8 protein-coding genes are annotated in these 15074 nt (G+C 70.0%); all 8 read right to left on the bottom strand.

Annotation, left to right across the window (positions count from 1 at the left end):
• Nucleotides 1-569: hypothetical protein (locus ACFWY9_RS38585; protein WP_378341216.1), on the bottom strand; the 569-nt coding region annotated here is incomplete at its 3' end.
• A gap of 74 nt (nucleotides 570-643) precedes the next feature.
• Nucleotides 644-1057, bottom strand: a complete 414-nt coding sequence (locus tag ACFWY9_RS38580) for a YbaB/EbfC family nucleoid-associated protein (RefSeq protein ID WP_378329648.1) — start codon at nucleotides 1055-1057, stop codon at nucleotides 644-646.
• Between the two features lie 112 nt (nucleotides 1058-1169).
• Nucleotides 1170-4511 (bottom strand): right-handed parallel beta-helix repeat-containing protein, encoded by a 3342-nt coding sequence (locus ACFWY9_RS38575; protein WP_378341215.1) that lies wholly within the window; start codon nucleotides 4509-4511, stop codon nucleotides 1170-1172.
• Nucleotides 4512-4577: 66 nt separating this feature from the next.
• Complete coding sequence (locus ACFWY9_RS38570) at nucleotides 4578-7052, bottom strand: hypothetical protein (protein WP_378341214.1); 2475 nt, start codon at nucleotides 7050-7052, stop codon at nucleotides 4578-4580.
• A gap of 204 nt (nucleotides 7053-7256) precedes the next feature.
• On the bottom strand, nucleotides 7257-8597 hold the full coding sequence (gene eccB, locus ACFWY9_RS38565; RefSeq protein WP_378329651.1) for a type VII secretion protein EccB: 1341 nt from the start codon (nucleotides 8595-8597) through the stop codon (nucleotides 7257-7259).
• Between the two features lie 9 nt (nucleotides 8598-8606).
• Nucleotides 8607-10001 carry a type VII secretion integral membrane protein EccD gene (gene eccD / locus ACFWY9_RS38560; RefSeq protein WP_378329652.1) on the bottom strand — a complete coding sequence of 465 codons (1395 nt, stop codon included), beginning with the start codon at nucleotides 9999-10001 and terminating at the stop codon, nucleotides 8607-8609.
• Between the two features lie 61 nt (nucleotides 10002-10062).
• Nucleotides 10063-14040 carry a type VII secretion protein EccCa gene (eccCa, locus tag ACFWY9_RS38555; protein WP_378341213.1) on the bottom strand — a complete coding sequence of 1326 codons (3978 nt, stop codon included), beginning with the start codon at nucleotides 14038-14040 and terminating at the stop codon, nucleotides 10063-10065.
• Nucleotides 14041-14089: 49 nt separating this feature from the next.
• A partial coding sequence (locus tag ACFWY9_RS38550; RefSeq protein ID WP_378341212.1) for a hypothetical protein occupies nucleotides 14090-15074 on the bottom strand: 985 nt, incomplete at its 5' end.

Here is a 15074-nt window from a genome sequence, read left to right as displayed (position 1 = left end):
CCCGAACCCGGACGCCCCGACTTCACAAAATCCCGCCTATTCCCCGGCGCATCCGGCATCTTCTCCACCACCCCAGCCACCCACTGACCCGAACCCCCCTCACCCGAACCAGGACGCCCCGACTTCACAAAATCCCGCCTATTCCCCGGCGCATCCGGCATCTTCTCCACCACCCCAGCCACCCACTGACCCGAACCCCCCTCACCCGAGTTCGAGCCCTGACCAGAGTCGTCACCGAAACCGGCTTCCTCGCCGCTCGTCAGGAAATTGTAGGTAGCCTGATTCGAGTCGTCCCGGGCGTTGCTGTAGGTCTTGCGGTTGATGTTGAGCCCGTCGGAAACGAATCCGAGACTCTGCTGCACCCCGCCGATGCCTTCGTGGTAATCGCCCATGCTGTCGTTGAAGTTCTGCCGGAACTGTACGCCGCCGTCGTCGCCGCCGAAGCTGCCCGAGTAGGCGTCCACAATGTTCTGGACATCGCTCTGCAGCCCCAGCAGCCGGGCTCGCACCGCGTCGTAGCCCTCGCCGCTCCTGCCCAGACCCTCGGGATCAACCCAGAACTGGTTCACCGCAACTCCTTTCGCCTACAAAGACAATTCCGCGAGACAGACCACAGTTCGCGTACCCGGAAACCCGGCGTTGTTCAGGACTGCCGGCTCCAGCGTTCCCGCAGTACCTCAGGAAGCCGGGTGTCATCCGGGATCACGGCGCTGATGTCGACCTTGCCGGTCATCATGGCCTTCACGTCCGTGCCCGCGGGCATCAGTGGCTGGATGAGTTCCGCGGCCCGGTCGGACGCCTTGTCCCGGGCGTCGTTGACGGTGCGGAGCACCAGATCGGACAGCTCGTTCTTCGTCATCCGACGATACGAGCTGGACAGGAAGTCCACCTTGGTCACCTCGCCTGCCCTGCCCACGGTGACCTGGAGCTCACCCCGAGGCGAGACCGCCGTCCCCGAGATCTCGGCCACCCGCTCCTTCATCTGCACGATGCGCTCCATCTGGCGCTCGTACTCCTGCTTCAGCATCTCCAGCCGAGTCCGGTCCACTTCAGGCATGGCAACCTCCAAATTTCCTCACCCACCAGTAAATGGCAGGGAACGGCCGAAATCCCAGAAGGGCCGGCCAACACGGGAAATCTGGGTACGGGTTGTATCCGAACTCCCGCGCTCAGCGCACCGAAGCCAGCCCGCCGGCCGTGGGCTCGGCGAAGCGCAGCCCGGTGAGGTCCGCGGCGGTGAGCGTCCGGGACGCCGCCATCCGGCCGAGCCGGTCGGCCAGCCGGTGCACCCCGTACGCGGTCCGCTCTCCGGACTGCTCGATGTGCGCGTACAGTGCGGTGGCCACGTCGTCGGGCACCTCGTGGCCACGGGCACGCAGATACCGGACGGCGATCGCCGCCAGGTTCCCGGTGGAGTACTCGCCGAATTCCCACCCCTGGCCGAAGTACTCCCGTAGCTGCGGAGCGTGCCCGAACAACCGACGGACGCCGTCCGGGGTACCGGTGATCAGTACGACCGGGTCACCCGTGTGGTTCCGCAGCGCGGCGAGCAAAGCCTCGGCCTCTTCCGGCTGGAGGTCCCCATCGGCGCCGGCGTCCAAAAGAAGCAGCCCGCCCTGCGCGTCCTGGAAGGCCCCTCGCAGCAGGCTTTCCGCCTGTCCGGGCCAGTGCGGTCGTAGCTCGTCGGCGAACGACGCGCGGACCAGCTGGCCGCTATCGGCCAGCCCGAGTTCGGCGAGCCCCTGTGCGTAAAGGCGGGCGAGCTCCCGCCGCCCGCTACCTTCCGGACCGGTCAGTACCGCGTTGCCGTAGTGGCCGATGGCCCGCCGCTGGTTCTTCCGCTCGCACAACGACACCAGTGTGGACGCGGCGGACTCGCGAGGGCCGTCGACGCCGACCAACGCGGACATCCGCCGCCAGGCCCGGCTGGCCCGCACCGCCGCGGCCGGATCGGTGTCCGGGGTCGGCGTCGCGGACGCCTCGACCGGCAGCTGTTCCAGCAGTTCGGTCTGCGGGAGGACGTCGGCCGCGGTCAGCCTGCTGAGATCGACATCCCGCTCCGGCGGGTTGAGCGCCAGTCGCGACGCCTGGGTGTTGATCATCGCCTCGAACAGCTTGCGGGCGACGCGGCCGTTCCCGAAGGTCTCTCCCTTCGGGATCCGGACGAAGTAGTCGACCAGCGCGTCGACCGCGTCGTCGGTCAGCTCGTAGTAGTGCTTGCGGCACAGGTTCGTGGTGATGGTGACCAGTTCCTCCACGCTGTAGTTGGGGAACTCGACGGTCCGGGTGAAGCGGGAGGCCAGACCGGGGTTGGACTGGAGGAACCTCTCCATCAGCTCGGAGTAGCCCGCGACGATCACCACCAGCTCGTCGCGATGGTCCTCCATCATCTTCATCAACGCGTCCACGGCCTCCTGGCCGAAGTCCGGTCCGGCGCCGCCGGTGGCCGCCGTCAGCGTGTAGGCCTCGTCGATGAACAGCACCCCGCCGATGGCCTTGGTCACCAGCTCGGTGGTCTTGATGGCGGTGGAACCGATGTACTGACCGACCAGATCCGCCCTGGCCGCTTCGATCATGTGACCGCTGGAGAGAATGCCGAGTTCGCCCAGCACAGCACCGTAGAGCCGCGCCACCGTCGTCTTACCGGTGCCGGGCGGACCGGCGAACACGAGGTGCCGGCTCATCGGCGGCATCGGCAGCCCCTTCTGCTGCCGCACCTGCGACATCCGGATCAGGTTGATCAGCCCCCGGACCTCCTGCTTGACCCCTTCCAGCCCGATCAGCGTGTCCAGCTCGGCCAGCGGCCCGTCCGGCACGACGCTGCCGGCGTCGGTCAGGGGCTGCTGCCCCAGTGCCGCGGCACTGGGCTCCGGTGGCCTGGTGCTCTCCGCCTGCCGGGTGCCGTTCGGCGACCGCCCCAGGTCCAGCGAGCCCATGGGGTCCGCCGCCGAGCGTGGCGCCTCGTCGGTCACCAGATCCTCGATCGTGACCTGGTCCTGCGGTGGACGTTGCACCGGAACACCGCCGCTGTTACGGATCACGCACCGGGCCAGCCGCACCGGCTCGGTCGTTTCCAGGTGCGCGCCGTTGACCGTGCTGTCCAGCACCTCGCATTCGGTGAGCTCGGCACGCGCTCCGCTCAGCAGCCGGACGCCGTGCCGGTGCGCACCACGCACCCGGCAGCGGCTCGCGGTGAGGATTCCGCCACGAGCGACCCGGATGCCGTCCGCGGCCGCCCCGGAGATTTCGCTGTCGGTGATCAGCACCCGGCCGGCGCCGACATCCAGACCGCCCCCCTGCAACACGGCCGAATTCAGCTCTGCCCGGCCCGCGTCGATCACCGACAGCGCCATCTCGCTCCTCGTGCTGAGGCGCGTGTCGTTCACCACCACCTGCGCGGACTCGGTGAGCTCGATCGCCGCGGCGTCGCCGATCTCGATCGACGATCCGTCGAACTGCGTGGTGCCACCGCTGATCCGCATACCCGAGCCCGAGTCGGTCGCGGCCCGCAAGCGGGTGAAGCGCGTGGTCCCCGTGGTGGCGATCGTCGCGAGCACCTGCATCGAGCCGCGCATCGTCACGTTGTCGAACCGCGGGGAAGCCTCGGCGTCCACGATGAACCCGACCGGGGAATCCTCGATGACGCAGTCGACCAGCGTGGGCGTGGCCTGCCCGGTCACCTGCACGCTGCACCGGGTGGCGCCGGTGAAGGTGCAGCCGCGCAGCTCCGGCCGGGCCGTGCCCGCGATGTGCGCGGCCTGCGCCGCCGCGCCGGTGAACGTGGAGTCCGCGATGCTGACCGACGCGCCGCCCGCCAGGTAGATGTCGACGTTCTTGCCTTCGCGCACGTCCAGCTGACTGACCTGGAGGCTACCCTGCTGGTCCACCACGATCGCGGGCTTGGCCGCGGCGATGACGGCTCCCTGCTCGATCACACAGCGGCCCCGGCCGTTCACACAGATGCCGTTGCCACCCGGCCGGCGCACCTCCACCCGGCGCAACGTCAGCGACCCGGTCTCGCTGACCACCGCGGCCGAGGAAGCCACATCGGACAGAATCGTGTCCTCGACCGTGCTGGGCGCGGAGGAGGTGACGACGATGCCTGCGCCCGCGCCGCTGGTCACCTCGCAGCCACGGGTCGCCAGCGAACCGGTGCCCCTGGCCAGCAGCGCCGCCCAGGAGGAGCCGCTGATCCGGCAGCTGTCGAGAGCGACCTCCCCGCGCAGCACGTCCACCACCGCGCACTCGCCGTCGTCGCCGGAAATGTTCAGGCCCCGGAGCTGAACACCGTCGGCGTCGACGACCAGCGCGCTGCCCTTGGCCGCGTACACCTCGACCGTGCCGTCGGTGTCGGCGGCGATGCTGACCGTCCGGTCGACGACGAGGTTCTCCTCGTACCTGCCCGGCCGGACGCTGATCATCGCGCCATCACGGGCCACGGCCAGCGCGGCGCCGATCGAGGGATAGCCCCCTTGCCGATCCGCGCCCACCGTCAGCAGTTCACGATTCATCGCCCGTCACCTTCCAGTCGCCCTTTCCCCGGATTCCCCGAGGGCCACGGCGGTTCGCCACCACGTTCACACCAGCCCGGGCAGTGCGCCGAACCGGCCTCGTGCCGCTTCCCCCACCACACCACGCGGTTGTGCCGTCGCCCAGCGGTCCGTGCACCGCTGGAGCGACGTGATCGCCAGTTCGTCCAGCGCCTGCCGCGCGTCCACCCGGCCACTTTCGTCCACTTCGGACACGGCCAGTTCGCGAAGCAGGATCCGGCCCCGTGTCCCGTCGGACCCCGGCTCCGTGATCTCCAGGACCTTGAAGCGGGTTCCCGGCACGAACACCACCCGGTTGTCGACCTCGTCCTCGCCGGCGGGCTCGATCAGCTTCGTCCGGCGCGCGGTCAACGACCACAGCAGCACATCGACCGCACCGCGCTGGTCCGCACTGGGCTCGGTGAGCGTGTGGATGAAACTCCAGTCGGTGATCAACCGGCGGCGCCGCAGAAGCTCCCACTCCGCGGGAGTGGGAGACGCGGCGAAGATCGTCGCACCGCGATGCGAGGGAAGTCGCGTCAAGCCGGCGACCACGCACCGGGCGAAGGGCACATGCGGGCCGTTGTCCGCCGTCCGCAGCGCCTGATCGATCGATTCGCCCTGGCGCGAAAGGTAAAGCCGCACGGCCACGATGTCGGTCAGCACGTCGGCCGGCGTACTACCGCTCGTGGTCTGAAAACCGGGATGCTCGGAGAGGATCCGGGAGACCGAGTGCGCCATCGCGTCGAATTCCCGGCTCAACGTCCGGCGCAGCCAGCCCCGCTCCTCGACGAGATCGTGCCCCGAAACCAGCGCCGACGCCGTCGGCTGCGGAGTGGGCTGGAAACGAGGGGCCACCGGGGTTTCCGCGGGAGGCGCGGGAGGCTCGGCCTTCTCCACGGGCGCCTCGGGAGCCGGCTCCGGAGCCGCCGGGGCCAGTCGGTCCGCGATGGAGCCGAATGTGCCCGAGCCCGGCGACTCCGATCCGGCGACCGGCTCCCGCACGCCGGCCGCCACCGGCTCGTCGAGGACGGGGAGCGCCACGGCCAGCGGCGGGGCCTCGATGAACGAGGCCGCCACCGGTGCGGGAGCGTCCACCTTCGCCACGACCTCGGCCGGTACGTGCGGGACGACCGGCTCGGCCGACACGGTCAGCCGCGGAACGGCGGGCACCGAAGGCAGCTGCACGGTGCCCGCGGCCGCTTGCGCCGGCTCGGCACGCAGTTCTCCGCCGGCCGGACCGGCGACGCGGACAGCTTCCCGGCCCAGCTCCGAAACCGGCATCAGCCGTGCGCGGGCGCGGGTCGCCGGGTCCAGCCGGGCCAGCACGTCCCTGGCGAGCATCTCCATGCGCTGCGCCCGGTCCTCGTCACCGGCGTCGAAGGCGAGCACGCCGGCCTCGGCGTCCCACACTCGCGCACGCACAGCCTCGGGATTCTGCGCGTCCCTGGGTGGCCGCACCCACAAGCCCGACTGCACGACCTCGATCACCGAGTCCGGGGTGTACCAGTAAACCGCCGGCGAGATCTGTTCCAATCCGGCGCCGGCGACCGGGGAGCGGTGCGCCAGCATCCGGGGAGTTCCGGTGAAGGCGGGATCGGTCCGCGGCAGGTACCCGAGCTCGCTGGCGAACGGCCGCCAGCCCATTCCGCCGTCCGCGGCGAGGGTGTAGACCTCCGGCGCGTCGGGTGAACCCACCGGTATGCCGGTGTAGCAGATCACCCCGGTACCGAGCAGATCCGCGAGCGCCTGCCCGAGTGTCTCCCCGGCGGGCACCCGGACCGGCCCGTACTGCACGAACCGCAACCGCTCGCGAAGGCCGCTGTCGAGCCAGCGCCAGAAGCGGCTGACGTCGTCCAGGGACACCGGCGGCGTGCCAGGGCAGCCGAGCACCACGGTGAGCACCTCCGGCTGGCACGGCACCCCGCGGACCAGCCGCGACCAATGCCCGCCGGTGGCGGAATCGCGAGCCGCCGGGTGGATCCACACCCCGCCCGGAATCGGATCGGCGACGCAGAGCGAGCTGGTCGGCCACGGATCGATCGCACCGGAATCCCATGACGGCCGGGGAAACCGCTTCGCCTCCCACTCGGGAGCGTGCCCGGGCCGGAATCGCACCCACCCGCTGCCCTTGCCGGAATGCACGAACAACGTGCCTCCCGTGCCGGGGAAGACCGCACCGTCCGGTGCCACCACGGTGCGCCCCAGCCGTTCCGACAGCCACTGGCCGGTGAGGGCGACCGTCTCGCGCGAGCGGCCCCCCATGATCACCCGCACCCCTCGCCGCCGCCGGGGCAGCAGGTCGGCTATCGAGTTCCAGGCGGAGACCGGAACACCGCCCGGCAGGTCGAGGACGACCATCTCGTGCTCGGCGTCGGCGGCCACGGACAGCGCCAGCGCCTTGGCCTCGTCGGTTATCCGCTCTTCGGGATAGACCACGAGCGCGTTGCCCACGGTGTGGCTGGCCAGTGCGATCCCCGGCGCACGGAGACGGCGCCGGGAAAGCGGTGAGCGTCGGGACATCGGTTGGTCACCCCTTCTGAAAGCCGGTTCGATCAGCGACCTTTGCCGCCTGCCGGATGGGACTCGACGTGCCACGGCCCGGCTTCACCGAACCGGCTTCGCCACCCGGAATCCCGGTACCGGGCCGGACGCGGTGCCGAGCGCGCCGAGACCCGGCTCCGGCCGGAACCGGTCCCCCTCCTCGGACCTCGGCGGCAGAACTGATCACTTCGGCACCCCCATGGTGGCCGCGCTCAGCACCGGACCGCCCGGGACGCCGGCAAGCTCTTCGACCGGCATCGGCCGGACCGGGACGCCGACGTAATCCAGGGCTTTCATGGAGTTGTCGTCCGGCAGCAGGTACTTCTTGCCGTCGGTGAGGAGGTAGCGATCCGGCACCTTGCGCCCGGCGGGGAGCGGCACCGCGCCGACGAGCACCCCGGTGCCGGGTCGCGTGTGGACACCGGGTCCGGCGGCGGCGCCGGGGCCGCCGATGACCACCGCGCTGGTGACCTTGTCGCCGACCGGAACCTGCCGCAGGCAGAGCGCGCCGGCACCGCTGTCCAGCCACTTCGCGTTGCCCACATCGGGCAGCCGCTTGGTGAGCGACTGGTCGGCCGAGCGCGGGGCCGACGCGAGCGCCGCCGCGTCGATGCGCACCGGGTCCGCCGAGCCGACGGCGCCGAGCAGCATGAACTCGGTGGTGTTCACCGGTGCCAAACCGTCGTGCTGCAGCACGAAACGCTGCACCTCGCCGTTGACGGGATGCTGCTCGAACAGCTGTCCCACCTTGTACGAGGTGCCGCCGACGGTGGCGCCCGAGCCACCCGCACCGGTGATGCCCGCGGGTGCGAGCACCGGCCCGTCGGGCAGCGCGTCGAGCCACAGCTGCGGCGCGGAGATCGGCCGGACCGCGGCCATGCCGAGCGCGACGGCCACGATCGGCGAGCCGACCTGCAGCTTGGTTCCATGCCAGAGCACGTACTGCGTCCCCGCCGGGGACTGCACCAGCAGATAGCGGTCCGGGGGCAGCGGCACGTTCGCCACGCGCGGATCGAAGTTCAGGCTCAGCTGCTGCGGGGTGACCGCGTCACCGCTGTCCCGGTCCGGCAGGCAGGCCAGCCAGCCGGCACCGGCCAGATCTCCCGGGGCGGGCAGCACCTGCGGCGCGTCCGGAATGCCGACCGGTGCTCCGCGCGGCGCGTCCCGCAGCGACTCCCGGGACACCAGGTCGATCTTGGCGCCCGGCCCCTGCAGCAGTTTCGCCGAGGCGTAGTTCAGCGTCGGGTGGAGCACGCCGCCGAGATTCACGTACCGGGTGCCGGTCTCCTTCTCGACGACGATCGTGCCCTTCGCCTGCCACGACGTGTTGCCACCCGGCACCAGCAGGCCGAAAACCCCGAAACCGATGCCGATCAGCACCGCAAGCGCCACCCCGATGTTCACGCCGACCGCGGCGCGCCGGGCGGGGACCTCGGCGCTGGCGGCGTCGCTGAGCAGGAGCGCGGAGCTCATCCGGCCCATCATGAACTGATAGGCGTGCACATGGTCTCGCTGCGTCTGCATGGTCCGCCCTCACCCGGCCAATCCGCGTGCCCAGGCGTAGACGCCGAGCAACTGGAGCAACAGCGGGAGCGCCGCGAGCCCGGTGACGGTGTCGAAGATGTTGGCCAGGTGCCCCCAGATCGGCAGCAGACGCCGGTTGACCGGCCGCAGTGCGCCCTGCACCACCGCGAACAGCGCCAGGAGCACGCCAACGAGGAGCACGGTCCGCCACTCCGGCGGGAATCGCTGCGCGTGGAAGAGCACCACCAAGCCCAGCCCCACGGTTCCCGCGGTGACCAGCGAAATCCGTTGCCAGACACCGACGAAACTACGCGAGCGCAGCAGCAGGCCGGCGGCGAGCAGGCTGACCATCGTCCAGCCGATCCAGCCCGGCTCGGCAAGGATGAACGGGTACGAGCCGACCGAAACCGCGGCCGCGGAGACCATCGCGACGCTGATGTAGCGGTCCGCGGTGGCCGTCCTGGCCGAGACCTCGTCGGCCGGGGCCGGATCGATGTCCTGCTGAAGGTCCGCGGCGTTGCGCGGCAACTGCGGCCCCCGCAGGAAAGCGGCCCGGATGGCCACCTTCGGCACGAAGATCACCACGCCGAGGAACAGGGTGGCCAGCACGCCCGCGACGCGGCCAGGAGTCAGGTCGAAGCCCGAGCCCAGCCATACACCGACGATCAGTGCCAGCGCGACGAGAAAGACGGTCACGAACGGTGCGAAGGGAATGTCGTCGGCGACGAAACGCCGCAGTATCAGCAGGACCGCGGCCGACACCGCGGTGGCGCCGCCGGCCACCACGATTCCCTGCGGCGTCAACGCGGCCATATCGGCCGCCCCGTCGGCGGTGATCAACCCGGCGAGGCCGACGAAAACACAGCCCGCCAAGCCTGCCAAGCGGGTCAGCATCAGGTCGGCGAGCTTCTTGGCGACCACCGCGGCACCGGCGATGAACACCACGCCCAGCCCAAGGGCGAACCCGGCATGCAGCCCGGTCGGCCCGTCGCCGAGCAGGGCCAGCGCGATGACGAGGGCGACCACCCCGGACAGGACGCGGAACAGGACGGCGTTGTACTCCGGCTTCCAGCGGTCGCCGCGCTGCGCGACCGAGGTCGCGATGCCATCGGCCAGATCGTCGAAATCCAGCTCCGGCAACGGATCGGCGGCCGGCCGCAGGTAGAGTTGCTCGCCCTCGAGCCAGTCCAGGGTTTCCGGGGTGCCGTCCGGGTCCAGCGGCGTCTCACCGAGCCGCTGCAGGATCCAGGAACCCTGCTCCTCGGCTTCCGGGTTCCTGCGGGTGTGGCTCAGCAGCACCGGAACCAGGTCGGCGACCGTCGTCGACACCGGCACCGCGAGATCGGCCCGGCCGTCGGGCCCGTAAACCGTGATCCGGCACAGCTCACCGGCAATAGCGCTCATGGTATTCCTCAGTCGCGAATGGTCTTTGTGGTTGGTGCCTGCACGACAACGTTCTCGTTCATCACGACACGCTCTGGGCGACGTCGGCGGTGACGAATCCGGTCTGGATGAGCCCGATGCCCCGGCGGGTGACGAGCTGCGCCCGGCCGGGAGGCAACTTGCGTGGCGGCGCCTCGCCGAGGAACTTGCCTTCTTCCTTCGGGTAGGACAGCACCAGGCCGGGAGTGCCGAGTTCCCAGAGCCTGCGCAGTACCGGGTCCATCATCGACCGCATCGCACCGGAGGTGCTGCGGGCGATGATCAGGTGGAGTCCGATGTGCACCCCTTGCGGGATCATCGGCAGCAGCGGCTCCAGCGCCGAGCTGACCCCGCCCCGGCCGAGCAGTTCGTAGTCGTCGACGACGATGAACAGTTCCGGTCCGTCCCACCAGTCACGCTTGCGCAACCGGTCGGAGGTGATGTCCTGGCCCGGCAGGCGCTTGGTCAACGAGCCGACCGCCTGACCGGCCAGCTCGAACATCGTGTCCGGGGTGAACCCGTGCCCCACGCCGTAGCCCTCGGGGATCTCCTGGTCGAGGTCGCGGCGCGTGTCGCCGAGCACGATCTTGGCCTGCTCCGGGGTGTAGCGGTGCCGGATCGCCCGCAACATCAGCCGCAGCAGGTTCGTCTTGCCGGTGGCACCGTCCCCGAAGACCATCAGATGCGGCTGAACACCGAAGTCGTGCCACACCGGCTCCAGCCGTTGCTCGTCGTAGCCGAGGCACACCCGGAAATCCGGCTGGGGCGTGGGCAGGTCCTCCACCGGCAGCTGCCTCGGCAGCATCCGCACCTGTGGTGCCGGGCGGCCCGGCCAGAACGCCCGCACCTCCTCCGCGACCGATTTGGTGGTATCCGCCAGATCGTCCACAGAGGACATACCGTCCAGCCTCGGCAGCGCCGTCAGGAAGTGGAATCCGTCGGTGATGATGCCCCGGCCGGGCTGGGCCGGAACCTTCGCCGCCTTGCGCGAACCGAACTCCGACTCCATCGAGTCGCCGAGCCGCAGTTCGAACTTCGTGCCCAGCAGATCGCGCAGCCACGGCCTGATCTCCGACCACCGGGTACCGCTGAGCACCACGTGGATGCCGAACGACAGACCGCGGGAGGCCAGCTCGCCGATCTTGCCCTCCACCGCGTCGAAGTCCTGTTTGACCGTGAACCAGCCGTCCACCACGAGGAACACGTGGCCGTAGGGGTCCTGGATCTCGCCGCGCTGCCGTGCCCGCAGGTAGGCGGTGATCGATTCGAAACCGTGCTCGGCGAACAGCGCCTCACGACGTTCCAGCAGCTGGTCGAGTTCGGCGATGGTACGCACGACCCGGTCGTGCTCCATCCGGGTCGCCACCGAGCCCACATGCGGCAGCCCGGCCACCGACATCAGCCCGCCGCCGCCGAAATCCAGGCAGTAGAACTGGACTTCCTCCGGGGTGTTGGCCAGTGCGAGCCCCAGGATCAGGGTCCGCAGCAACGTCGACTTGCCGCTCTGCGGTGCACCCGCCACCCCGACGTGCCCGTCCGCACCGGAAAGATCGGCCACCAGCAGATCCCGCCGCTGCTCGTAGGGCCGGTCCACCACCCCGACCGGCACCTGCAGCACACCGGTGGCGGTGATGGTCATGCCGCGCGACGGATCCGGCACCACGGTCGGCAGCAGCGAGTCCAGGCTCGGCGCCTCCGACAGCGGTGGCAGCCAAACCTGCCGCGCCGGCGGTCCGGCACCCACCAGCCGCTCGATGATGACCTCGGACAGCGCGGGCACGTCGTCGCCCACCTCTCGCTCGGCGTGGTCGAGCGGCTCGGCGCCCGGCTCCGGCTCGATCTCGTCCGGGGTGACCACGTACTTGCTCGGCTGAAGCCGGGTGTGGAACGGGACGACGTCGGCGAAGGCCCGGTTCCCCACCGGTGCCGCCGGACCGCCCTCGCTCGGCGGGCACGGCCCGGAGACGTAGGCGCCCTTGAACCGGACCAGCGTGGTGGTGTCGATCTTCAGATAGCCGTTACCCGGCTCGGACGGCAGCTCATAGGCATGGGTGGCACCGATCACCGCCCTGGACTCCATCGAGGAGAAGGTGCGCAACGCGATCCGGTAGGACAGGTGCCCCTCGACCCGGTGGATCCGGCCCTCCTCCAGACGCTGCGAGGCCAGCAGCAGATGCACCCCGAGACTGCGGCCGAGCCTGCCGATGGAGACGAACAGGTCCATGAACTCCGGCTTGCTGCTCAGCAACTCGCTGAACTCGTCGACCACGATCAGCAGGCTCGGGAACGGCACCAGCTGGGCCCCGCCGCCACGGGCCTTCTCGTACTCGAACGCCGAGGAGTACCCGCTCTCCCGCAGCAATTCCTGCCGGCGCACCATTTCGCCGTTGAGCGCGTCCTGCATCCGGTCCACCAGCGGCAGTTCATCGGCCAGGTTGGTGATCATCGCCGAGGTGTGCGGCAGTTTGTCCATGCCGAGGAACGTCGCGCCGCCCTTGAAGTCGACCAGCACCAGGTTCAGGATCTCCGAGGAATGCGTCGCGGCCAGGCCGGTGACCAGTGTGCGCAGCAGCTCGCTCTTGCCGGACCCGGTGGCGCCGATCAGCATGCCGTGCGGGCCCATGCCGCCCTGCGCGGACTCCTTCAGATCGAGGTCGACGACCTCGCCGTCCTCGCTGACCCCGATCGGCACCTGCAACCGGGCCCGCTGTGCCATCCGGGGACGCCACAGCCCCGGCACGTCGAATGTCCGCGGATCACGGATGCCCAGCAGGCCGGTCAGCTCGAAGTCGCTCTCCAGTGGCTGGTCGACGACGTCGACCGTGCCGCTGGTCCGCTTCGGCGCGAGCAGCCTGGCCAGTGCCTCCGCCTGGACCAGGCTCAGATCGTCGCGCTGCGCGGATCCGGTGTCCTCCCCGGACGGGTACTCCACCGATTCCTCTTCCGCGGTCAGCCGGAGCACTTTCCGGCCTCCTGGCACCTTTCCGGTGAGATCCAGCAGCACCACGTTGCGGATCCCGGCGTCGAGCAGCCGTGAGGTCTCGGGAATCTCCGTCTGGTGCGCCACGATCACGACGAGCGGTTCGATGCTGCCGGGCCGGCTGCCCGGATCGTGGTCCGGGCGCTCGGTGATCTCCGGACCGAGCACGTCCAGCAGTTCCTGGTGATCACCGGCGAAAAGACGCAACGGGCCCGCGATGTCTTCGTCCGTGGGATGGGCGTTGTGCGGCAACCACTTCACCCAGTCCCATTCCGGCTGGCCTGCCTCCCCGGTCAGCACCGCCACCAGCAGCTCGTCCGGCGAGTGGAAGACGACCAGCTGACCGAGGATCGACCGGACCAGCCCCACCGCCGCCTCCGGGGCACCGGCGAACTCCACACTGGTGAAGCTGCGCAGTCGCACCGAAATCGGGATTCCCGACACGGTCCTGTAAGCCTCGCGGAAACGGCGCAACGAGACCGCGGAAAGCGGCTCGAGGTCCTCGATCGGCTTGGTGGACGGAGCGGTGTAGCGGATCGCCGCCGCCTGGGTGCCCAGGCCGATCCGGCAGCGACCGAAGTCGTCGTCGTTCGGCCTGCGCTCCCACAGCCTGGAGCCGTTCGCCATCGACCACAGCCAGGACGGCTCGGGGTTGGTCCAGGCCACCGAACGACGCTGCTCGTCGGCGGACTCCCTTGCCTTTTCCCGCAACTGCGCGATGTAGCGGAGGAAGTCGCGCCGTTCGGCACGCATCTTGCGCTTGCGTTCCGCGCCGGTCCGGCCGATCTGGCTGAGCCCCATGGCCATCATGCCCACGCCCATGACCCCGCCCATCATGTACATGGTGGGCGAACCACTGGACATCGCGAACATCATGACCATGCCTGCCGAACCGGCACCCATCGGCAGATACATGGCCGCCGAACGGAAATCCATGGACGCCGGCTCGGCCATCACCGGCGGTTCCTGCAGCTCGACCTCTCCCTCGGGCATCTCCGGCCCGGCAGCCCGAGGGGGCCGCTTCACTGTGACGGTACTCATGGGGGGGCCTCGCTTGACTGGACGATGTGGACTGTTGCGCGGTTCTCTGTCAGCCGATCACTCCGGAAGGCGGGCCGGCCGGTTTGTCGCCCCAGGCCGAGGTATCCCGCACGAGCAGATCCGCGCTGGTCCGCTCCTTCTCTTCCGCCTCCTGATCCGCGTCGGCCCGCTCCGCTTCGAGCCTGGCCCGCTCTTCCTCTTCCTCCATGGCGGCGAGTTCCTCCGGAGTGAGGTTCAGCCCTCCGCAGAGGATCGGCTTCTCCTCCACCTCGTCATACGCGGTCTGGACCTCGGCCCACTTGGTACGGCGCCAGTTGGCGTCCCCCGCCGGTTCCCACGGCCGGGTGTCCCGCTCGGTGTAATCCGGCCCGGGGCGGTCGCGGTCGCTCTCCTCGGTCCGTCCGGCCACCGGGAACGGGGCCAGCCAGGGCAATCCCCCGCCGGGTACTTCCCAGGCGCTGGTGTCCACGCCGTCGTTCTCCCGCCGGACGACGGGAACCCAGTCCTCCGGCGGTTCCGGCTCCTGGTCCGGTGAGGTGGCGCCGACGCCTGCCGGAGGCCAGTCGGCCGCTTCCTGGGTCTCGGTGGCCTGAGGCACCTCCGGTTCGCCGAGGTCGGGCCCTTCGCGCTCCCACGGCGTGTCGGTGGACTCCAGCAGCTCGGAAGCCTTCGAACGTTCGTCCGCCGGCTCCCGGTTCCCGGCCCAGGGCGGCAGCACCGGCAGCGCGCCCACGCCGGGAGCAGGGTCGTCGACCGACGGCGACCAGTCCGGCGGACCGGGCACCGCTGACACGATTCCGGGCAAGGGGAGATCCGGACCATCCACAGTGGACGCCGAAGGATCCGGCCCGGCGACGCCGGGCAGGGCTCCCTGGGGTGCCTCGGGTTCACCGAGATCGGCCACCTCGCTCTCCCACGGCTCGGTACCGGCCTTCAGCAACCCAGCAGCATCCGGACGCTCCGCACCCTGACCACCACCACCCGCACCACCAGGCGACATCGGCGGCGTCATCGGCATCCCACCAAGACCCTGC

The organism is Amycolatopsis sp. NPDC059027 (assembly GCF_042739735.1).
Lineage (GTDB): Bacteria > Actinomycetota > Actinomycetes > Mycobacteriales > Pseudonocardiaceae > Amycolatopsis.
This window is presented reverse-complemented; position numbering and strand designations above follow the sequence as displayed.